This window comes from Paenibacillus sp. BR2-3 (assembly GCF_046529485.1).
Classification (GTDB): Bacteria; Bacillota; Bacilli; order Paenibacillales; family Paenibacillaceae; genus Paenibacillus_AQ.
On sequence record NZ_CP126311.1, the window covers coordinates 1,172,248 to 1,194,654 of the forward strand.

Genomic DNA, 22,407 nt, shown 5'->3' on the forward strand with positions numbered 1-22,407 from the left:
TGGCGAACCCTATGGAACTGTTATTTTTTATGTTGCGTTTTGCTCTTCATTTATTGATTGTGCGCGGATTATGGCTGTTGGTAAAGCCGTTGCTGGAACGTAATTTACGTGATTTGGGACAAAAAATAGAGTACAGGATTAATCTCGGCATGCGTGTTTTTGGCAAAAAGGTCAGCAGGATGAACAGAGGTCTATGGATATACCGGCATCTCGATAACCTGTTGTATTTTGCCCACCGGAAATATGAACCGGGAATCAGCGTCCTGCGGTTTCTTATGCGAACCGGATTATTGTTTATAGCGGTTTTCCTGTCAGGGCTGCTGACTCTGAGTGAGCTTCCGGGACATTTGAATTTCCATAATCCTTTTTTGGAGGGAATGACTTTTAATAAAGGCCTGCCGCCAGATGGGGCTTGGCGTTTTCCGCTATTTGTGGCTGTCATTTCAGCGATGATTCCTTATTTTCGCATGAGATATATCTTTGCGCAGAGAAAGGTGAGGGGAAGCTATGATCTTCTGGATGCCGTTAAAATCTCCAGCAAATTCACTCATTTGTCGGTCGATGCGCTTCTGATGAAAACGGCTGATTTTTTAACGGAAGAAAATGTCCTGAAGACGCCGCTGAAATTATTGGGGGCTGCATTTGCCAATTACAGTAATGAAAAAGAGCTTTATGAGGAGGCCGGAAGATTCTCCCGGGCAGTCGGGACAACGTTCGCCGTGGAGTTCATATCAGATTTGCTCTACTCGGAGAAAGAAGGAACTCTGTATTTGAAAAACTCGCTAATGCTGTTGAACCGATCCATGGAGCAGCAAAGAGAGACGATTTTAACGGTAAAAGCAGGGAGCAGAGATGCGATCAGCCTGGGATTGTATGGTAATTTTGTGGTACTCGTATCTTCGGTTGGAACCTTCATCTATATGCTAAAACCTGACGTGTACTTCCGCTTGCAGTTCCAAACCTCTGTGGGTCTAGCGTTTCTTGTGGTTATTTTAACAGGACTCTTTATTTCGTTTGTGATCAGCACTATTCTTGCCAAGCCCAAATTGGACTACCATTAAGGTGATGAACTATGGACAGATTGTTACTATTAATAGCCGTATTCGGTGTCGTGTATCTGGCTTTACTCGTTTTTGTGAGCAGCAGCAGTAAGCAGGAGCGGTACCTTTTACGGCTGGGGTTAAAATGGAACACTCTCGGAACCCGCATGGGGAGTGACCGGCTTCAGCTTTTATTGAATAACTCCGGGCTATCGATTTCAGCACGAAAAGTTACGATGTTCCGTTATTGCGCCGGGCTGCTCTACTTTACTTTGCAGGCTGCCGGAGATTATATCCGCGAGAGTCCGTTTTCAGGATACGATTTGCTCATAACTTTTCTAATTCTCGTGATCACCAGTCCTTCGCGGTTTCTTCCCTTCGGTTGGCTGCTGGCCTGGCTTCATCAAAAAACACTTATCCAAAAGGACGGCGAGCTGATTTCCTTTATCCGTCTCTATGAGAATAATCGTCTGCGGAAGCACGGATATATGCAGTTTGGAGCTTTTTGTGCAGGCATTGCAAGGCATTTTCAGCATATTCGCCAGGATTTGTACGAGCTGTCGGAGCGGGCGGTTGATGAAGGGACGGACCGGGCAATCGAATGGTTTTGCTGTAAATTCCCGGACAATCACGCTTTTATTAATGATATAAGGTCTATTCTGCTCGCCACCGAGGGGATGGACGATGATACAGAGGCAGCGCGTTATTTGCGCGAACAAGGCAAGATTATTTCCAAAATATCAAGTGATCAATACTTGAAGAAATGGTCTTTTATCGGGGATATTTCCTCCATCATTAATGTGATTCCGTCGATTGCCACTTTTCTGATGATCGTCTCGCTGGCGATGCAGTACATTCTGCTGATTAAGGGGAATTTTAATGGAATTGCTCTATTTCAATAAATTTTTGTCATATTCGAACATTCTATAAAAATATAAAATGAAAAGGGAGATTTTAACATGAAAAAAGACGCTATTTCAACAGGCTTGTTTATCGCTATAGGTTTTCTCTGTGTCGCCATAGTCATTGCTATATTAGTACCGGTTGTCCGGCAAGTGGTGGGTGATGCGGATGACAATAAACCGTTGATTCCGGCAGCAAGTATTTTTCAATATGCTGATCCCGGACAAGCCGCAGTTCTGACATTGTCTGACTACCGGGGGTAATGCAGCTATGAAAAAAGACTCCATCTCTGTCGCCATGTTTCTGGCCATAGGCTTCGTCATTGCCGGTATTTTTATCTCCGCAGCTACCAGCATGATCGGCAGCAGTCAGGATGATATCGTCACCCATACCAAGCAAATTGAGCAGTATTAGGAAAGGGGCACTGTTTATTGAAGGCAACCGTACTCCGGGCATTGTTCATGTGGCTTGTCCTGTTTATCATCCTGCAGCCGATCTTTACCTACATTGATTATTTGCTGGATCTTCAGGTCAAGGCCAACACGTCCTATATTACGCAAAAAGCAGCAACGGAAGGGATGGTCACGGCTGCCATGAGGAATGAAGTCACCTCTAACCTTAAGGCCATAGGGTTCTCCGAAGCCTCCATTGAAATCACCAGCAGCACCGAGATGGTGCAGGAGCGAAAAAATCGGATTGATGTATATGTCAAAGCGCCGCGTGTTCATCTTTTTCCGTATAACTTTTCTACAGTTTCGCAGCCGTTACATTACTATGGACATGGTTTCATTATGAGTGAATATCTCGAATGATTAATGAACCTAAGGATTACATTAAGGGATGAAGATGAATGGACTATATAGTAAAACTTGCCTTTGTACTTTTGATCTTTATTTATACGTGGTTCTTCCAAGTGCAAAATCAAGAATGGGATTTACAACGGGCCTTGCTCAAGGATGCTAATAACATGGCCGTACACGATGCTGTTCAACAAATGAATGATATCGAACGATCTCAAGGTCGATTGATTATCGATCCTACAGCGGCCTATGAGACCTTTCAAGATACGCTCCAACTTAATCTGGGATTGGATGATGAGTTATCACCTAAAGCCGGTAGCCGGCTTCAGGACAGCGTTAAAATTGTGGAATTTGTTATTCTGGATGAATCTTCTGGCATAACATTTCCCTATCTCTACGAAGATCCGCAGTATGGAATTACAAAATATATACAAGGGCCGTCTGTCATAGCCGTTATTGAATCTAAGCATCCCGTATTAATCTCCAGGGCTAAAACACAAGAACCCATTCGTGTGCCAGCAATCCAGGAATATAAGTACAATAAGTAGCTCATGAAGCAGATGCGTCTTTTGATGGCTCCGTTCGCATCTAAAATTAAATTAACTAAAAGGAGAAATTCAAATGAAGAAAACAATTGTAAAAACAGTGATGGCCGTAACCATGTTGTTAAGTATGGTCTTAGGGCAAGGAGCGGGAACTGCAGCAGCAGCTTCAGTAAGTACTAAAGTACCGGTAATAACGGATAACTTGTCCAAGTACGGACTGAAAAAGGATGTGGAGCTTCCGATAACCGTTACAGCCGGAGGATTGAGTTACACGCTGCATAAGATTATGATTCTTGATTTCAATTCTAAAACGGCGCTTACGTTACGCAAACAATACAAGTATACCGATTATTCCGGACTTATCGGTGATCCTCAATACTTTATCTGGACTAAAATTACCATTACCAATAAGTCTAAAAAGACTGTGGAACGCAGCTATAAAGATGTTATGTACAAGTGGAGTTTTTATTTTGAAGATGGTGGGTTTGCAGATCCGGTGGATGCCACGTCAGAAAGACAGAATAAGAACAGTAAAGTAGCTCTACACGATTTTAAACTAAAACCTGGCGAGTCGCTTACTACGTACCAAGCGTTGTATTACAAGGGCGATTTCAAATATTTACGGGTTGCTATTGATTTTGACGGACAGTATGCAAAAAAATATGTCGTGAACGATCCGGACCTGGCGCAATGATGAGAAAATGCATCGTTTTACTATTGGTGGTAGTGCTACTTGCGCCGATGGGAGTACGTACTGCGCAAGCGGCAGATACAAAATCGACATCCATAGGAATTCCTACTACAACTGGACTCATGGGTAGCAATAACAGCACGAAGAGTTTTATTTTGGATTTGCCCAGCGGGGTGAGTGCTTCGGCGATAACCACAAACAGCCTGAAATACAATGGTAATAATGAAGTGGTGGGCCTGGTCGTTCAAAACGGTAAAGTGAAGGTTACATTAAATGGGAACAAAAGTTCAAAAACATTTGAAGTCAAGGGATATAAAAAAGAATTTGAGAATCCTTTTATAACCAATGTAGGTAATAGCATTTGGCGCTATTCCGATGGCCGAAGATGGCAGATCAATGAGTATAATGAACAAAGAGACACCTTGGTGTCTTACGATCTCAATGCTGCAGACTCGTCCACGCCTTCCGCAGATCCACCTAAAAGAATGGTTTCGGCATCATCTAATCAAAGTACAACAGGACGAATTTGGTACGCGTCAAAAATGGAAACCGTAGATAGTCAGTATGTTATCGATTCTACGATATCCATTCAACCGGCAGGGGGTTCCTCTTACCTCATAGGTGGACCCAGGTTTAAAAACGGAAAAATTATAACGACTTATACTATTGGACCGGCAGGGGCCGGAGTGACCTCGAAATGGATAGACCAAACCGATGAGGCCACCATTCCGGTCACAGGATGGGTAGAAGGCCGATTCTACTACGCGTTTGCGAATTACTACTACACGGCCACGGCTAAAGTCACGACTTACAGCTACGGCGGTATGGTGACCTTTGACTATGCGCCGCCCTCCGAACCAGCCTTAACCGGCAACGTATTCGTGTTGAAGCCAAATCCAAATCCGACGAAGTTTGCTAATGCAGATGTACCCGTTCAACTCTCCCTAAAGGGTGATCTTGCGGCCTACACGGATACCTCAAATATCAGCGAATGGGTGTTTTACGCCAAGGAAAAAGGCTTAAATAGTACGCTGCAGACGAAGAAAGATTATTCTAAAGTGCTCACTAGCAGCAGGCAATTTGATTTTACCATTCCCAAATCAAGGATCACGAGCAATAACTACCGGCAGGAATATGATTTGACGGTTAGTGTTCGCTTTAGCAAGCCTGTAGTCACTAAAAGTGGAACTATTACATCATTGAGTGAATCATTGGGCGCCACAATTGAAGTATATAAAAACCAGTCATCCATTACGTTTCCAGAGCCTACAGCCCAGCCAACTCCTGTAGGTAAACCACCTGTAGCCGTAATAATGGCACCGGGCACCGCAAAAGCTGGGGAAGAGTTTATGATGAGCGGTGGGGGTTCCTATGATCCGGACGGCACTATTAAAAGTTATCTTTGGGATACGCCGGGTATAGGTGATGTTGTTATGGGTCGTAACAGTACAACTTGGTATCCCGAAAGCAGTATGGGGGAAAACACTATTGGACTTACGGTCGTTGATAATGACGGCATGACAGGCAGCACAGGGAAGTTCATTACAGTGGTCAAACCTGTACCTGAAGCAAAGCTGGAGATTCAGGGAACGAAGAAGCAAAATCGGAAAGTTACGATCCACAGTTCCTCCACTAGCCCTATTCATTATCCGCTAAATGACGATCTCACCAAAATAACGATTATTGCTATATCAGGGGGTACAAGCAGCGACATCAAATACAGTGGGTCATTAAATGGTGTGAAGGATAAAGATGTACTTTTTAAACAACCGGGAACCTATAAAGCCACAATTTATGTCGAGAATACACTAGGATACTCAGATACCAGTTCTATTACATTCGATATCCAGCCCGATAAGCCACCGGTTGTCTATTTCTCCATGCAAGGTAGGGTGTACCGTGATCCGGATAATGGAAACAAGGCGGTCATCACGATTGAAGATATGTCCTATTCACCCGATGCCGATCTGATTAGCCGCCGATTATGGGAGTATCGATACGATTCTGACAATGACGGAAATTTTGAGGATGAAACCTGGAAAGTTATTAGTGACGGGAATATAAATCGTCTCAATTTGGAAGTTGTTGAAGTCGGTAAGTATGAGGTGAAAGTTACGGAGTTTGAACAATTTGGGCAACCGACCATTGATGAATTTGTTACTGACTCGGATCGGAAATGGGCAGATTCCAGTGGCCAGAATATCATTAAAAAAATTGTTGATGTGAAAAATAGAGCGCCACAGGGAGATTGGAAATGGTAGAAGGAGATGCACAGCCAAAAATGATTCCAACACCAAAACGGACACGGTGACCGTTACGATTTCAGAAGACTGGTCGGAGTTCTTCCGGATCCATCGGACAATGTAGAAAAGATGTCCTTACGAATTGCCCGTAAAATTTGATCTTGGTAGGAGAAAGGGGAAAGAATGAAGAGGAAAGTAACAGCCTTCATAAAGCTTACGATCTGTTTTACATTACTCTTACCGATTTTCGTGAACGCTGACTTGCAGATAGTAGAGGCCGCCACAGATCCTAATATTATAGAATATGCAGATATTGAACTCCCAGCCTATGATGGATACGCTGCGTACGTCGTCGATCCATTACAACCTCAATTGTCGGACTCTAGCTATTGGGCGAAAACTTGGACTCATCGTGACGCGATATCCATAACTAATATTAAGTACAACAAGCTAACTAAATACATTAGTTATGATGTCAGTCAAATTCAAACAAAGGCAGATACATATAGAGGGAGCGATTCGTACAATGGTAATCCGGCATGGGTTGAAAAAAATTGGGATTATAATTCATCTTTAACAGTCGGAGGAATTGTTCATGGTCTCAGAGCGGATGGAGGAATGCAAACAAGGGATTTTACTACAGGTTATTACGACATTGATAACTACTCCTTAAGCAGTTTCCCACACTCTTACGCAACAAAGACAATTGTTTCCGCAAGTTTTAACTACTCAGTATTGAATGGGTGGATAGCGGAATATGATATTATCGATCCCAAATTTCTGGAATTCGTTGTTGATTGGGGATCCGCGGTAGTAGATAGTGATGTCGTCGCGTCTCATAATGTTAAAGAGTCGTATAAGTTTCCACTAATCGTTAATAAGCCGCCGCAGGTGTCTTTGATCTCTCAGGACAACATGATACTGATTAACGAGCCGGGTCTTAGCACTATGAATGTAGAGGGATTTGCACAAGATCCGGATAATGATGATTTAGAAGTTATTATTGAAGTGCCGAATGTGTTTTATCGCAAGATTAAAGTAACTGGCACGATATCACCTAAGTATTTTTCGGTTCCTATAGATGTAATTAGTGATTCGATCCCTCCGGGGAGTTACCAAGTAAAAGTGAAGGTGGTTGACCCCTATAAATATAAGGCAGAGGCACCTCCATTAAACTTTACCGTCCAAAACCGGTTAAAGAGAAATGCCTTTGTACTTATTAATACTCCGATCACTAGCCCGACTGTTTATACTGATCCAGAAAGCGATCCTAAATATGCTGAGCGGTACAAATATGAACATGATCCAGCATTTTTTGATAATAGTATGGGTCTCATACCGGACTCTGGGCAATGGAGAAGTGATCCATATACTTCTTTCCCTTACGCTGGTCAGTATGTAGCCACGGTCCAATTTCGAGATAACCCCAAAGCATTTGACGCCTTTGATAATTACCGCATGTGGAGCCGGGATAACCTTTCTGCCTTGGCTTTCCAGGTTCATCGTAAGCCGATAGCGGTATTCGCTACGAAAATCGTTAACGGCACCTTACAGATTACGGATAGTTCTTACGATTTGGATCACATAAGCAGAGATGATAAGGGGCTTATCCTTTGGCAATGGCAGTATAAGGTACAATCTGATGAGGTTTGGACTGATGGCCAGCCGCCAACACAGCTACCTAATAGCGAAAATTATAATATTCGGCTGCGGGTAAGGGATATCGACGGGGAAAATGGTGTTGGCGTTTGGAGTGACTGGTGCGCACGTACCGTTGGAAACTCGGCTAACAACTTGCAACCGGTCGCGCTGTTTACGGTCGAGCCAAGCAATGTCTCTTACCGAAAAACAACAACGACTACAGACAAATCGTTTGACCCGAACAATGACCCTCTGGACCTTTATGAGTGGAATGTTAAACGTGATGGACAAACCGTCTGGTATAACTATGGAGGGCCTGCGATTCCGCCTAACCTTGCCGGCTTTGGTGTAGGTGATTATGAGCTAACCTTAAAAGTCCGTGATAATCGGGGATGGTGGTCGGAGCCATATACGCAAAGTGCAAAAGTCTTGAATCATCCTCCGGTCGCGGCGTTTGAGATGCCTACGGAAGTATATCGGGATACTGTAATTACATTACAGAATAAAACTACGAATCCCGATGAAGACGGGGACGGCTTGGCTTTTGCATGGAACACTTTTAATCCACGGCTCGACGGAGGGATATATCGTTATGTTGGGACCGACCAAAATCAAGTAGTAACTATGAGTGATATTCTTGGCAGTTACGGAATTTCGCAGCAGCAAGCTATATCGGATTTTTGGGAAATGCGCCTGGAAACTACTGATGGATCGTTAAATTCATTTGCCACTAAATCCTTCTCTGTCATTAACCATATTCCTACAGCTGAGATTACCGGACCAACAAACGTATACCAGTACGACAGCAAAACATATAGCTCTGCCGACGTCGATGACGACTCTGCAGATAAGAGCAGCCTGCGTTATTACTGGAACGTGACCGACAGCAAGGGGGTGATCAAGACTTATTACACCCCCGACATCACGGTGAATTTTGATGAACCAGGAAAGTATACGCTTATGCACTGGGTGGTGGACCAGATTGGAGATAAATCCAACATCGCGGTACTGGATATAACGGCAGAGGAGAACGTGAAACCATCCATGACGATCACCTCTCCTGCAGGAACCATTGACAGTCCGTCTGTCTTGCTCTCCGATCCACTCATGATATGGACGTATTCCGATCCGGAGAACGATGCTCAGGAGAAGTACCGGTTCGAGTTTTTCACGAAGGATGGCCTATTGGCCAACACGATCGAGAACATCGATGCAGATGGAACAAGCCGTCAATATCAGATTCCGGATCAAACATTTGAGCGGTTTATGTATTACTTAGTAAATGGCCGGGCGGCATCGCGGGGCCAGTGGTCTGAGGTATCTAACGAAAAGGCTTTTATAATCGATAACCCTCCCGTTCCTGGCTTTACAATAAATCAGAGCTCGGGGCACCGAAATGAGGACTTTATCATTACCGGCACGGCCACAGACGCGGATATCCCTAAAGGGGACAGTATCACGTACCAATATTACCTCAAGCCTTCCGGGGGGACGGAGGCGCTTATCAGCGCATCGAGCAGTTTTACTAAGCAGTTTACAACGAATGGATCCTTTACCATCCGGCAGGTGGTGACCGATTCGCTGGGGATCTTCCGGGAAACCTCACGGAATATTACCGTAAGCAACCAGATTCCAACGGTAAGTATCACCTATCCGGGCAGCAGCAGTTCCGCAAGTCCAACTGTAGCCAATATGCTGACGCCAATCATCCAATGGACCTACCAGGATGCAGACAGCGATCTGCAGCAGCGGTACAAGGTGAAGATCATTGATTTGACGACAAACAGCATTGTGGCGCAGTCGGGGGATACCGTATCTTCAGCAAACCAATGGACGGTTACGGCCGGAGCCCTTGTAGAGAATAAAAAATATGCGGTGGAAGTCGAAGTGTTTGATGGATACGAATGGAGCAGCACATCGCCGCGGAAATACTTTATGGTGAATCTGTTAACTGTACAGGGTGGAGTGAAGCACACAACCGAATGGAACAACAACCGAATCAGTTATAACCTGAAAAAGAGTGGGTATCCGGATAGCCCGAGGGGCTACAACGTATTCTGGGCTGGTGAGAGGTTTGTCCTGCAGGCAGACACAACCGGATTACCAGACACGGTGGAAGTAACCATGACCGGTGGTTACAATACGCAGCTGAGTCCCGCCAGCAGCGATAAGAAATTATGGACTGGTGAACTGTATGATGCATCTTTCGAGAATCTGCCGAATGGCCCGATCACTTTTACCTTCACAGCCAATAATGAGTTCAACACCAAAATAGACTCGGTGACTGTGACGATTTCGGAAGACTGGTCGGAATATTTCAGAAGTCACAGAACGAAATAAACTAAAAGATTACTAAATTCAAATGGAGCCGTTGGGTTGTGGATTTCACTCCACAACCCATTTTGTCGTTACACAATTCCCTCTATCCGTTCCTCTGCGGCTCTTGTACTCCTTGTAGCTGCGCTCGCTCCCGGTACCAAGTGAGAGTTATGTATAGCGGTTGAACGGGCTGAATGACTATCGGCTCCGCGCAAATAATAAGACAGCTTACCGCTGTAAATTTTATGAGGGCAGAGCGAAAGGGCAAAATCCTCAGGTGTCACGAAGCAGGAGGGTTTATCCACCGGTTGAAGCTCCGTTTCCTCGAACAGGGACGCCACAAAATAGGAGCAAAAAAAAGCGTCTTCCCTATCGATCTTGATATTGAGCAGAACACCAACCAAGCCTAACAGGTGATACTTGTAACGTTCCTGATTCTGCATCATGCCGGTAACATGACTGTGCATCATATCGAACTCCTGATTGCTGACCCTAAGATGATAAATCGCGCAGTCCGTACCGCTATAAAAAGGATCAACAAAGTTCTCCTGTATCAGTCCGGCAACGAAAGGGTTGTTCATTTTCTTGCGGCCGAAGCTGTACACTTCGCGAAGCTCGCTGTCAAAGGCAATCGACGCATGATTCAGATCAGCTTTTGTGAACCATCTGATCATACCGCTGAAGGCGGTACCCGTTCCGGTGAGCACGATATAAATATCCTTTTTTGGAGTCATGAATATTTCCTTTCTGCTAACAATCTTGGATAATCCCGTAATAAAAAAACTAGTAATTCCATCTTACTGTATATTCCAGTTTTATAATACAAACTTTAGTCGTAATTAGGAACTAGACTTAAGGCTAAGTCCAAACCCGCCTTATGCCAATGAATTTAAACGAATATAATCATATCTATGTTGCAAAAGATAGGGTGTTGGTACTGGAGTTTTTCAAAAACAATTGGAAATGCTTCCACACTAGTGATACAATAAGAGTCAAAATGACATTCTTGAGATTTTAGAGGAGGATATTTGAATGAGTGAACAAGATCAGGCTATCCATAAGGAAGAGAATTCTACAATTGACAACCTGGCGATTACGACGATCCGTACTTTGGCGATAGACGCCATTGAAAAAGCGAATTCCGGACATCCAGGCATGCCGATGGGTTCTGCGCCTATGGGGTATCAACTATTTGCCAAAACAATGAAACATAACCCGGATCATCCGACATGGGTAAACCGTGACCGTTTTGTGCTGTCTGCAGGACACGGATCCATGTTACTATACAGCTTGCTGCACCTTAGCGGCTATGATTTGCCTATGGAAGAATTGAAGCAGTTCCGTCAATGGGGCTCTCTTACACCGGGTCACCCTGAGTTTGGCCACACGGCAGGTGTTGATGCAACTACGGGACCGCTTGGACAAGGGATTGGTATGGCTGTGGGTATGGCTATGGCTGAAGCACAGCTTGCCGCTACTTATAACAAGGAACAGCATCATGTTATTGACCATTATACTTATGCAATTTGCGGCGACGGAGACCTGATGGAAGGAATCTCATCCGAATCCGCCTCGCTGGCCGGACATTTAAAGCTGGGCAAGCTGGTAGTTCTGTACGATTCCAATGATATTTCACTGGATGGCAAATTGAACCTGTCTTTCTCCGAGAACGTTGCAAAACGTTTTGAAGCATACGGCTGGCAAGTTTTGCGTGTAGAAGACGGTAATGATCTTCCGGCATTGGAGAAGGCGATTGTTGAAGCGCAGGCGGACAGCAGCAAGCCGACATTGATCGAGGTCAAGACTGTGATCGGTTACGGAAGCCCGAACAAGCAAGGTAAAGGCGGGCATGGCGGTACGCATGGTTCCCCACTGGGTTCTGATGAAGCCAAGCTGACAAAGGATTTCTACAAATGGGTATACGAAGAAGATTTCTATGTACCGGATGAAGTTCGTGCTCGTTTTGCCGAAGTGAAGGAAAGCGGTAATGCAGCGAACAAGGAATGGGACGAGCAGTTTGCCGCATATAAAAAAGCTTATCCGGAGCTTGCTGCCCAGTTCGAAACCGTAATCAATGGCGATCTTCCTGAGGGCTGGGATGCTCAGCTTCCAACTTATACGACTGAAGATAAGGCTGTGTCCACACGTATTGCTTCCGGTAATGCCCTGAACGGTTTGGCTTCCGGCGTACCGCAGCTAGTGGGTGGTTCGGCTGACCTTGAAAGCTCCACAATGACTCACCTGAAGGGTTTGCCTATATTTACTCCGGAAACTTATGAGGGCCGTAACATTTACTTTGGCGTACGTGAATTCGGTATGGCGGCAGCAATGAACGGAATTGCCCTGCATAGCGGTTTGAAGGTATTCGGCGGTACGTTCTTCGTATTTACGGATTACCTCCGTCCAGCAGTTCGTCTGGCTTCTATTATGAAGCTGCCGGTAACTTATGTGCTGACACACGACAGTATTGCTGTCGGTGAAGACGGACCTACACATGAACCGATTGAACAATTGGCTTCCCTGCGTATCATCCCGGGTCTGACGGTCATTCGTCCGGCTGATGCCAACGAGACGTCTGCGGCTTGGGCATATGCTTTGGAGAATAAGGATAACCCGGTAGCGCTTGTATTGACTCGTCAAAACCTGCCGATTCTGGCGGGAACCGTAGATGGCGTGCGCGATAACATCAAACGCGGCGGTTATGTGGTCTCCGATGCAAAGAATGGCAAACCGCAAGCGCAAATCATTGCTACAGGCTCCGAAGTACAGCTTGCAGTAAAAGCTCAAGCCGCTTTGGCTGAAGAAGGTATCGAAGTGCGCGTAATCAGCTTGCCGAGCTGGGATTTGTTCGAAAAGCAGGATAAGGAATACCGTGATTCCGTTATCCTTCCTGAAGTTAAAGCCCGTCTTGCTGTGGAAATGGCACAAACCTTCGGCTGGGAACGTTATACCGGGGATCAAGGCGATATTCTTGGCATCACAACCTTCGGCGCTTCTGCACCTGGCGATACTGTAATTAAAGAATATGGTTTTACAGTAGAAAATGTTGTTAGCCGTGTGAAAGCACTGCTATAATCAACTGAATAATTACAAGGGGGAGAACAAGTAAATGAGTGAGTTTAAGAACGCGACGATTCAAAAAGCAGCAAATGTATATTACGGCGGAAAAGTAACCAGCCGTACGGTCATTTTGGAGGATGGAACCAAGGTGACACTCGGAATTATGCTTCCGGGCGTGTACGAGTTCGGAACGGACGGCCCTGAAATTATGGAAATTCTGTCCGGTGATCTTAAGGTGCTGCTTCCCGGCGCCGAGGTGTGGCAGGAGATCAAAGGAGCGGAGACATTCAACGTTCCAGGCAACTCCAAATTCGCGCTGGAAGTTTTCGAAGTCACTGATTATTGCTGTTCTTACCCTGTTTTGTAACTTTTATAGTTATCCGAGAGAGCCCCGCGTAAACCGTTGGGCTTTCTTTTTTTTGCATCTAATTTGTTGCCCCGGAAGCGTCCTTCTCATAAACTGGTAGCCGTCCGGATTGGCGTATGTCCAAAACAAAGACCGCCCCTTTATATCGCTCGACATGAGCTTAAGGGCGGTCTTTGTTGCAGGTTTTATTTTATTTTCCTTCTTTTGTCTCGCCCATCTTCTGCCCGATCCATTCCTCATAGCATTTGACGACAGCAGAGAGATCTTCTTCGCCGTAGCCCTGTGTAAAGCCGGCCTGGAACATGCTCTTTGCCAGCCCCAGCATTGGCGCAGGCACCCCTGTGGAGTCGCTGAGCGAGGAAGCCAGCTTCAGGTCCTTCAGCATCAGCGCCAGTGAGAACTGGTTGCTGAAGTCATTCTCGATGATTTTGCGGCCTTTAAGTTCAGCCTGCTTGCTGCCTGCGGAGCCATTCTGTACCAGCTCCAGGAACTTGTCCGCCGGTACGCCGGATTTTACGGCGATGGCGAAGCCTTCCGCAAGCGCAACATTATGAATGCCGACCATGGCGTTGTGGGCCAGCTTGGCGGCCGCACCGCTGCCGTTATCGCCCATATGCAGCAATTTTTTGCCCATGGTATCAAAGATGTCACGGTTAGCTTCAATAACGTCCGCACTTCCGCCGACCATGAATACCAGTGTGCCTTCAACAGCGGCAGGCTTGCTGCCGGTTACAGGCGCGTCAAGGAATTGTCCGCCGCGCTCTTCTACTGCTGCTGCAATTTCCCGGACCAGCCCGGTGGAAATCGTGCTTGAATCAATAATGACTTGTCCGGGCTTAAGAGTATCCAGAATCCCGTCCTGACCGTAGAACACCTCGCGGATAGAATCATCGTTGCTGATCATGGTAATAATAATGTCCTTGCCTTCCGCTGCCGCACGCGGTGTAGGAGCAGTTTGTGCTCCTTCTTTCACGAGAGGCTCGCACTTCGAGGCCGTGCGGTTGTACACGGTGACCTGAAATCCTCCACGCAGAAGGTTGGAGGCCATAGGCGCTCCCATCGTTCCGAGTCCGATAAAACCGATTTGCTTCATTACATTTCCACCTTCGCCTTAGGGTTGTTTCCTTTCATTTTAACACGGGCTTTCCGAATGTTCCACAGGTCAGAAACTTTACGCCTTAGGGAACGCTTCCACAAAACCTTCAAAAACATAAGGTTAAAGCCCGGGATGTGCCCTAAGACCTTGCCAGTCCCGTGAAATTAAAGTATCCTATTATAAAGTTGTTACAAACCGTGTCAAATCTAAAGAGATAAACAGGAGGTTACCATTACCGATGTCCAAAAAGATTAATTTTGACTACAGTAAAGCCCTTTCTTTCATCAGCCAGCAGGAAATTGACTTTCTAGCAGCGCCGGTTAAACTGGCCCACGAGCAACTTCATAACGCTACCGGAGCGGGTTCTGACTACCTTGGCTGGATTGATCTGCCGCATGCCTATGACAAGGAAGAGTTCGCCCGTATTCAGGCAGCTGCCAAGAAAATTCAGAACGATTCAGATGTGCTAATCGTTATCGGAATCGGCGGTTCCTACTTGGGAGCACGCGCAGCTATCGAGGCGCTTTCGCACTCCTTCTACAATAACCTGTCCAAGGACAAGCGCAAGACACCTGAAATTTATTTCGCAGGCAACAATATCAGCTCGACTTACATTACACATTTGCTTGATCTCGTAGAAGGCAAAGACTTCTCCGTGAACGTAATCTCCAAATCGGGTACAACAACCGAGCCGGCCATTGCTTTCCGCATTTTCCGTGCAGAGCTAGAGAAGAAATATGGTAAAGAAGAGGCCCGTAAACGCATTTATGCTACCACTGACAAGGAAAGAGGCGCACTCAAGAAGCTGGCTACCGAAGAAGGCTACGAGTCGTTTATTATTCCGGATGATGTGGGCGGACGTTATTCCGTGCTGACACCGGTTGGTTTGCTGCCGATTGCTACAGCAGGCATCAACATTGAAGAGATGCTGCAAGGAGCGGCTGCTGCTGCAGACGAATTTAACAATCCAGATGTGGCGACTAACCAGGCTTATCAGTATGCTGCTGTTCGTAATGCTCTTTACCGCAAAGGCAAGACAACAGAAATTCTGGTGAACTACGAGCCATCCCTGCACTTTGTATCCGAGTGGTGGAAACAGCTGTTCGGCGAGAGCGAAGGCAAGGATTTCAAAGGGATTTATCCTTCTTCCGTTGATTTCTCCACAGATCTGCATTCCATGGGTCAATTTATCCAGGAAGGTAACCGCAACATTTTCGAAACGGTTATCCAAGTGCAGGAAGTTGAGCATCACGTAACTATCGATAGCGATCCTGATGATCTTGACGGTCTGAACTTCCTGACAGGCAAGACCATGGACTTTGTGAACAAGAAGGCGTTCCAAGGTACGATGCTGGCGCATACAGACGGACAAGTGCCGAATCTGATCGTAACGATCCCGGATCAAACTCCGTACACTTTTGGATACATGGTTTATTTCTTTGAAAAAGCTTGCGGAATCAGCGGTTACCTCCTTGGTGTGAATCCGTTCGATCAGCCGGGCGTAGAAGCGTATAAGAAGAACATGTTCGCGTTGCTGGGTAAACCCGGCTATGAGAAGGAAAAAGCGGAACTGGAAGCCAGACTTACCGAATAGGCATTTCCAGACCCATCAATCTAGTGTAATTTAAAAGAGGAGCAGTCCATAGGTAATCCGATACCATGGGCTGCTCCTAATATATATCAAGCCATCATGCACATATAAGGAATTGAATAAATATGCTGGAACAATACCGGACGGTGCGTTCTTCCGGCTCCCTGGAAGTCGTAATCCGTAAATCCCGCTTCATCGGTCATGTTATGCCGGTGGAGAATGAAGACGAAGCAGTGCAATTTATTGAGGACATCAAGAAGAAACATTGGAACGCCACACATAACTGCTCTGCTTATTCGATCGGTGAAAGAGACGAAATCCAGAGACAGTCGGATGACGGGGAACCGAGTGGAACGGCCGGTAAACCGATTTTGGAGGTAATCCGCAACCAGGGAGTTAAAAATGTCGCAATTGTTGTCACCCGTTATTTCGGAGGCATCATGCTGGGAGCAGGAGGGCTGATCCGGGCTTATACGGATGGCGCTGTGTTAGCGCTCGAAGCTGGGGAAGTAATCACCCGTGTGCTGCACAGAGAGGTGTTTGTCGAAATCGACTACACTTGGCTGGGCAAGGTGGAGAACGAGCTTCGAGGACGGGGGATAAAGACCGGCGAGACTTTATTCACTGACAAAGTGAAACTGAACTGTCTACCCCGCAATGATGAGGGTGATGCGTTTATGGCATGGATAACAGATTTGACCCAGGGGCAGGCTCAGGTGACGGAGGGCCAGCGGCTTTACTACAGCGAAGGGGAATAATATTATGGCTAGAAGAGCAGTGGAACAGGAGTTGTCAAGGGAAAGGATATTGGAGTCGGCGAGGCATCTGTTCATTACCAAAGGATACCGGGCCATTTCAATGCGCAGTATCGGACAGCATTTGGGCTACAGCCACGGCTCCTTATATTATCATTTCAAGGAAAAAGCGGAATTATTCTATGCCATTGTTGTCGAGGATTTTAATCATGTTGCAACTCTTTTGTCCCAGGCGATGACCAAACCTTCTGAAGAAGGCATGACCCGGGTGGAGCAGCTACTTATGGAGTTTATCAGATTCGGGCTGGATCATCCGTATCAGTATGAGATCATGTTCATGATTCGCGATGAGGAACTTCTGGCTTACTGCCGAGCTGAACAGGGACGATGTTTCGAGCTGTTCTCAAGTATTGTACGGAGTCATATGAAAGAAGAAGGATATGTTTCGGAGGATTGGCAAAGTGTGCCGCTGACGCTGTTTTTATCTGCTCACGGATTTATTTCATATTATATTCAGGACAAAATTTCTTTTGAGGATGTTAGGGCTGCCGCAGAAGCTCATATTAAGGTGCTTTGCCGCAGTTTATAGCTTGTTGTTTTTTTTAACATTTTTCGCTTTAGGGCGGTGCATTGGTATAACAGTGCATAGCGAAAGCGAAAGCGAAAGCGAAAGCTGCAATAAAGCAAATAGAGGGCTGCTCCTGGGGAAATTGCCGGGGCGGCCCTTACTGTTTCTCAGCCCTCCAGAATTTTCAGATAATATTGACGATGTCTGGGACCATCGAACTCACAAAAGTAAATGCCTTGCCAGCGGCCAAGCAGCAGTTCTCCGTTATGGATAATGATGCTTTGAGAAGGACCGGAGGTAATGGATTTGAGATGTGAGGCCGTATTGCCTTCGGAATGACGATATTTGGGATGCTTCCAGGGGTACACTTCATCCAGCCTCATGAGCACATCATGCTTCACATCGGGATCGGCGTTTTCGTTAATGGCAATTCCAGCTGTAGTGTGTGGACAGTAAACAACGGCAATTCCGTTTTGGACTCCGCTTTTTTTTACGTTTGCAATAATCTCTCGGGTGATATCACGCATTTCATCTCTTTTACTAGTGGAAATCTCAATCGTTTGCAGCATATTCTTCTCCCCTTTTCTGATAATGGATGTTTGACTATGGTTGAGTTAAGCGCATAGATTACTACTAATAATACATTTTACCCAAAAACAACTCGAAAGTAATTGACGGTGACAAGCTGCTTTTGGTAAAGTAGTGATTATATTAATCCAAGTATATTAATAGGAATAATTTATGGATGTGGCAAGATTACCGACCGGTTCGCCGGAGGTGGGGGGACATAATCGTTGAATTCACTACTCAGACACAAAGGATGGACCTGGGGATTCCGGACTACAATCCTGCTTTATTTTGTAATATTGATTGTATTGCCGATTCTCGGCGTCTACTACAGCTCATTCTCACTCGGATTCGGCAGCTTCGCTGAGAGTGTAAGCGACCCGATTGCCTGGAAATCGGTATTATTAACCCTAAAGCTGGCTGTAATAGCTACCGTCATTAATATTGTTTTGGGTACTATAATCGCCTGGGTCCTTATCCGCTACAAATTTCCCGGCAGGGCCATTCTTAACAGCCTGGTGGATTTGCCGTTTGCATTGCCGACCGCCGTCGGCGGTCTAATGATCCTGCTGCTGCTCGGACCCGGAAGCCTTATAGGGGGAGCGGCGGAAGCGCTGGGCTTTGAAATTGTTTTTCACCATGCGGCTATCGTAATTGCCATGGTTTTCGTAACTTTTCCCTTTGTGATTCGAGCGGTGCAGCCGCTGCTGGAGGAACTTGACCCCTCTGAAGAAGAAGCGGCTTATACGATGGGGGCTACAGGGAGCCGGGTATTCCGGAAAGTGATATTGCCCTCCATGGTTCCTGGTATGATTAGCGGGGGCATGCTGGCCTTCTCCCGGGCACTCGCTGAATTTGGTGCTGTTGTGCTCGTAGCAGGCAACATTCCGGGCCGGACACTTGTATCCTCCGTTTTTATTTTTGGTGAAGTGGAGAGCGATAATCCGGTAGGAGCCGCAGCTGTTTCTGTAATTCTCTTGACCTTGTCCTTTCTCATCCTTTGGCTGATCAACATGGTGCAGATGCGGGGGAGAAGATCATGAGGAAATTGTGGATTGTTCTTACGTATCTTGTCTTTTTTCTGCTCATTGTTGCGCCGCTTGGGAAGATGACCACGGGTGCTTTCAGTCAAGGCTTAGGCGGATTTTGGACGGCTTTGACCCGGCCGGAGGCCTTGCACGCGCTGATGATGACCGGACTTGTCGTGATGGTTGTTACACTGATGAATACAATATTCGGAATTATGATGGCTCTTTATCTAGTTCGGGCCTCTTGGATCGGACGGCGCCTGAAAGGTCTGCTCAACAGCATTGTTGATCTACCCTATGCGGTATCTCCGGTTATCGGCGGTTTAATGATTGTCCTGCTGCTTGGACCGGATAGTGCGATCGGAGCGCTTTTTGAAGGAATCGGATTGAAGATTGTCTATGCTTTTCCCGGTATGGTTATTGCCACCCTCTTCGTTACCTTTCCGCTGATGGTGCGCGAGGTGATGCCTGTACTTCAGGAGATTGGCTCCCAGCAGGAAGAGGCAGCTTCGACACTCGGCGCTTATGGCTGGACTACTTTTTGGAAGGTCACCTGGCCCTCAATCCGCTGGGCGGTCATGTATGGCGTTATTCTGACGGTGGCCCGTTCACTGGGTGAGTTCGGGGCGGTGCTCGTTGTTTCAGGCAATATTATGAACAAAACTCAAACGGCAACTACGCTGGTATATCAGGATGTAGAGAACTTTAATGTAACCGCGGCGGGCGGTGTAGCGCTTGTACTGGCGGCGTTCTCAGTAGGTCTGCTGTTGTTAATGGAATGGACGAAGAGAAGAAAGGGAGTGCACTGATATGCATGTGGAAGTCCGGGGATTGAACAAGAACTTTGGAGATTTTCATGCGGTAAAGGACGTCAATTTCAAAATTACCAAAGGTCACCTGATTGGACTGCTCGGCCCGAGCGGCGGCGGCAAAACCTCAATCCTGCGCATGCTTGCGGGACTGGAGACACCGGATACCGGTGAAATTATTTTTCATGGCCAAACGGTTAATAACCTTCCTCCCCAGGAGCGCGGCATCGGCTTCGTATTCCAGAATTATGCGCTTTTCAAGCATATGACCGTCTATGAGAATATCTCGTTCGGACTGAAGGTCAAAAAGGTGACCAAGGCGGCCATTCGTGACCGGGTCACGGAGCTGGTGGAGCTTACGGGGTTAAAAGGTTTCGAAAACCGCTACCCGCATCAGCTCTCGGGTGGACAGCGCCAGCGGGTGGCCTTCGCCCGGGCACTTGCGCCTGAACCGCAGCTGCTGCTGCTCGACGAGCCGTTCGCTGCCATCGACGCCAAGATCCGTCAGGAGCTGCGCTCATGGCTTCGTGATCTGATTGAGCGCGTTGGGATTACCTCCATTTTTGTTACACATGACCAGGATGAAGCCATTGAAGTAGCTGACGAAATTATGATCATCAATCAAGGACGTCTGGAGCAAAAGGGTACGCCTTGGGATATTTATAAAGAGCCTAAGACGCCGTTTGTAGCGACCTTTATTGGGGAATCCACCTTGATTGAGAGTGCTTCCGAGCTAAAAGGCTTTAACGGGGCGGGGGGCGGCAAGCCTACCAAAGCGCTGATTCGCCCGGAGTATATAGAGGTGGGCAGTCTGCATGAATTCAAAATGGCATCGGCTACGGAAAAGGGCATTGTGAAGCACTTGCATTTCCGCGGCAGCGAATGGCTGGTCGAGGTGGAGGTAAACGGACACAAGCTCGTTACCTACCGCTCATTGGAAAAAGAAACGCTGCAGGTAGGCCAGGACATTTCGGTGCTCGTGCACCGGGCATATCTGTTCAACGACGACCGAAGCTGGATTCAGGAAAACGGCCTCAAAGAAGACCCAATGCCAGTCTTTATTTAATAAAATAAAAGATTTTAAAAGTCTGTTAAAAAATTGCCCAAAGGGCCGGGTTTGTGGTGGAGAAGCGGTAGCGTTCGCCTTTGTTCCCGGATTTCTACCGCTAGATATTGGTTAAAAATTAAGAAATCTGGGAACAACAGCGATCGGAAGCACAAATCGGACCAAAGGGGCCGAATTTTTAAGGAGACTTATAAAATCATCAACCTCGAAGGATGTGGCCGGAATGAAGCTTTTCAAAAGGAGCAGTCAACTGCACGGATGGCTTGCAGGCCTTATGCTGGCGATCTTTGTACTGACAGCGACCGGTTGCGGGAGCGAGAACGATAATACGGTGGCAGGAGCCCCCAAGCAAAGTGAGCTTACACTTGTAGTCGGCGCATACAGCGTGGCAAAGGATGCCATGGAGGAAATTTTGCCGCAGTTTGCGGTGAAATGGAAAGCAGACACCGGACAGACTATAGCATTTCAGCAATCCTATGAAGCTTCGGGAACTCAAGCCCGCGCCATTGCCGGCGGCTTTGAGGCAGATGTTACGCTGCTGGCGATGGAAGGCGATGTAGAGAAGCTGGTCAAGGCCGGGCTGGTGCAGCCGAACTGGAAGGAGCGCGGCGAGGCCGGGATGGTGACTCGTTCGGTAGTGGCATTGGGAACCCGCGAGGGCAATCCGAAGGGAATTCACGATTTTGCCGATTTGACGAAGCCCGGGGTTAAGGTGTTATATCCGAATCCTAAAACATCCGGTGGCGCACAGTGGGACATCAATGCCATCTATGGAGCAGGCCTGAAGCAGTCTGAGAAGCAAGGTGGAACTAAAGATCCGGCTGCAGCAAAAGCCTTCCTGGAGAGCGTACACGCCAATGTGGAGTCTCTGGACAAAAGCGGCCGCGCGTCCATGGCAGCCTTCGAATATGGAGTGGGTGATGTTATCGTCACTTATGAGAATGAGCTGCTTGCACGGATTGCTCAAGGCGTCAAATATGAGGTTATCATACCGGAGAACACCATTCTTATCGAAAATCCTGCCGCTGTTGTGGACAAATATGTCGATGAGCGCGGAACGCGTGTGGCTGCGGAAGCGCTGGTCAATTATCTGCTGACGCCTGAGGCGCAGGAAATCTTCGCCAAGCATGGCTTCCGGCCGGTTGACAAGAACGTATACGCAAAGCATGAGAGCCGTTATCCGGTTCCTGCGGGACTGTTCGATATCAAGTACCTCGGAGGATGGGATGAGGTAAGAAGCACACTGTATTCCAAACGGGGGATATGGTACCAGGTTCTTGCGGGCATATAAAAAGCTAATGAGCAGGCGTTCCTATGG

At 46.9% G+C, this 22,407-nt stretch carries 21 protein-coding genes; 18 read left to right on the plus strand and 3 right to left on the minus strand.

Annotation, left to right across the window (positions count from 1 at the left end):
* Positions 1-11: 11 nt before the first annotated feature.
* The 9 genes from PaeBR_RS05600 (at position 12) to PaeBR_RS05640 (ending at position 10,203) form a co-directional block, all read left to right on the plus strand.
* Positions 12-1,061, plus strand: a complete 1,050-nt coding sequence (locus PaeBR_RS05600) for a hypothetical protein (RefSeq protein WP_410513887.1) — start codon at positions 12-14, stop codon at positions 1,059-1,061.
* 11 nt (positions 1,062-1,072) lie between these two features.
* Positions 1,073-1,942, plus strand: a complete 870-nt coding sequence (locus PaeBR_RS05605; RefSeq protein ID WP_410513888.1) for a hypothetical protein — start codon at positions 1,073-1,075, stop codon at positions 1,940-1,942.
* A gap of 57 nt (positions 1,943-1,999) precedes the next feature.
* Positions 2,000-2,206 (plus strand): hypothetical protein, encoded by a 207-nt coding sequence (locus PaeBR_RS05610; RefSeq protein WP_410513889.1) that lies wholly within the window; start codon positions 2,000-2,002, stop codon positions 2,204-2,206.
* A 7-nt stretch (positions 2,207-2,213) separates the two neighbouring features.
* On the plus strand, positions 2,214-2,357 hold the full coding sequence (locus PaeBR_RS05615) for a hypothetical protein (RefSeq protein WP_410513890.1): 144 nt from the start codon (positions 2,214-2,216) through the stop codon (positions 2,355-2,357).
* A 17-nt stretch (positions 2,358-2,374) separates the two neighbouring features.
* Entirely contained in the window at positions 2,375-2,755 is a 381-nt protein-coding gene (locus PaeBR_RS05620; RefSeq protein ID WP_410513891.1) for a hypothetical protein, read from the plus strand.
* 38 nt (positions 2,756-2,793) lie between these two features.
* Positions 2,794-3,291, plus strand: coding sequence for a hypothetical protein (locus PaeBR_RS05625; RefSeq protein WP_410513892.1), 498 nt, complete (start codon positions 2,794-2,796; stop codon positions 3,289-3,291).
* Positions 3,292-3,364: 73 nt separating this feature from the next.
* On the plus strand, positions 3,365-3,982 hold the full coding sequence (locus PaeBR_RS05630; RefSeq protein ID WP_410513893.1) for a hypothetical protein: 618 nt from the start codon (positions 3,365-3,367) through the stop codon (positions 3,980-3,982).
* Complete coding sequence (locus PaeBR_RS05635) at positions 3,979-6,240, plus strand: PKD domain-containing protein (protein WP_410513894.1); 2,262 nt, start codon at positions 3,979-3,981, stop codon at positions 6,238-6,240. Before PaeBR_RS05630 ends, PaeBR_RS05635 begins: the two co-directional genes overlap by 4 nt.
* 717 nt (positions 6,241-6,957) lie before the next feature.
* A complete protein-coding gene (locus PaeBR_RS05640) occupies positions 6,958-10,203 on the plus strand; it encodes a hypothetical protein (RefSeq protein WP_410513895.1) in 3,246 nt (1,081 codons plus the stop codon).
* 68 nt (positions 10,204-10,271) lie between these two features.
* Here PaeBR_RS05640 and PaeBR_RS05645 read toward each other — a convergent pair whose 3' ends face one another.
* Positions 10,272-10,916: a hypothetical protein gene (locus PaeBR_RS05645; RefSeq protein ID WP_410513896.1), complete on the minus strand. Its 645-nt coding sequence runs from the start codon at positions 10,914-10,916 to the stop codon at positions 10,272-10,274.
* Positions 10,917-11,214: 298 nt separating this feature from the next.
* On the opposite strand from PaeBR_RS05645, the gene tkt reads away from it, so the two are divergent.
* Positions 11,215-13,257, plus strand: coding sequence for a transketolase (gene tkt / locus PaeBR_RS05650; protein WP_410513897.1), 2,043 nt, complete (start codon positions 11,215-11,217; stop codon positions 13,255-13,257).
* Positions 13,258-13,291: 34 nt separating this feature from the next.
* On the plus strand, positions 13,292-13,609 hold the full coding sequence (locus PaeBR_RS05655) for a pyrimidine/purine nucleoside phosphorylase (RefSeq protein WP_410513898.1): 318 nt from the start codon (positions 13,292-13,294) through the stop codon (positions 13,607-13,609).
* A 190-nt stretch (positions 13,610-13,799) separates the two neighbouring features.
* Here PaeBR_RS05655 and PaeBR_RS05660 read toward each other — a convergent pair whose 3' ends face one another.
* Positions 13,800-14,702, minus strand: a complete 903-nt coding sequence (locus PaeBR_RS05660; RefSeq protein ID WP_410513899.1) for an NAD(P)-dependent oxidoreductase — start codon at positions 14,700-14,702, stop codon at positions 13,800-13,802.
* Positions 14,703-14,943: 241 nt separating this feature from the next.
* On the opposite strand from PaeBR_RS05660, the gene PaeBR_RS05665 reads away from it, so the two are divergent.
* The 3 genes from PaeBR_RS05665 (at position 14,944) to PaeBR_RS05675 (ending at position 17,640) form a co-directional block, all read left to right on the plus strand.
* Positions 14,944-16,299, plus strand: coding sequence for a glucose-6-phosphate isomerase (locus tag PaeBR_RS05665; protein WP_410513900.1), 1,356 nt, complete (start codon positions 14,944-14,946; stop codon positions 16,297-16,299).
* A 122-nt stretch (positions 16,300-16,421) separates the two neighbouring features.
* Positions 16,422-17,054 (plus strand): YigZ family protein, encoded by a 633-nt coding sequence (locus tag PaeBR_RS05670; RefSeq protein WP_410513901.1) that lies wholly within the window; start codon positions 16,422-16,424, stop codon positions 17,052-17,054.
* Between the two features lie 4 nt (positions 17,055-17,058).
* Positions 17,059-17,640, plus strand: a complete 582-nt coding sequence (locus tag PaeBR_RS05675) for a TetR/AcrR family transcriptional regulator (RefSeq protein ID WP_410513902.1) — start codon at positions 17,059-17,061, stop codon at positions 17,638-17,640.
* Between the two features lie 146 nt (positions 17,641-17,786).
* Here PaeBR_RS05675 and PaeBR_RS05680 read toward each other — a convergent pair whose 3' ends face one another.
* Complete coding sequence (locus PaeBR_RS05680; protein WP_410513903.1) at positions 17,787-18,188, minus strand: secondary thiamine-phosphate synthase enzyme YjbQ; 402 nt, start codon at positions 18,186-18,188, stop codon at positions 17,787-17,789.
* Positions 18,189-18,413: 225 nt separating this feature from the next.
* Here PaeBR_RS05680 and cysT point away from each other — a divergent pair, with 225 nt between their 5' ends.
* The 4 genes from cysT to PaeBR_RS05700 all read left to right on the plus strand — a co-directional run bounded on the left by cysT (position 18,414) and on the right by PaeBR_RS05700 (position 22,380).
* Positions 18,414-19,229: a sulfate ABC transporter permease subunit CysT gene (gene cysT / locus PaeBR_RS05685; protein ID WP_410513904.1), complete on the plus strand. Its 816-nt coding sequence runs from the start codon at positions 18,414-18,416 to the stop codon at positions 19,227-19,229.
* Positions 19,226-20,023 (plus strand): sulfate ABC transporter permease, encoded by a 798-nt coding sequence (locus tag PaeBR_RS05690; protein WP_410513905.1) that lies wholly within the window; start codon positions 19,226-19,228, stop codon positions 20,021-20,023. The genes cysT and PaeBR_RS05690 overlap by 4 nt, the downstream gene beginning before the upstream one ends.
* Before the next feature lies 1 nt (position 20,024).
* The gene (locus tag PaeBR_RS05695; protein WP_410513906.1) at positions 20,025-21,089 is read left to right on the plus strand and encodes a sulfate/molybdate ABC transporter ATP-binding protein; all 1,065 of its coding nucleotides are present in this window, start codon (positions 20,025-20,027) and stop codon (positions 21,087-21,089) included.
* 223 nt (positions 21,090-21,312) lie between these two features.
* Positions 21,313-22,380 (plus strand): sulfate ABC transporter substrate-binding protein, encoded by a 1,068-nt coding sequence (locus tag PaeBR_RS05700; RefSeq protein WP_410513907.1) that lies wholly within the window; start codon positions 21,313-21,315, stop codon positions 22,378-22,380.
* Positions 22,381-22,407 lie beyond the last annotated feature (27 nt).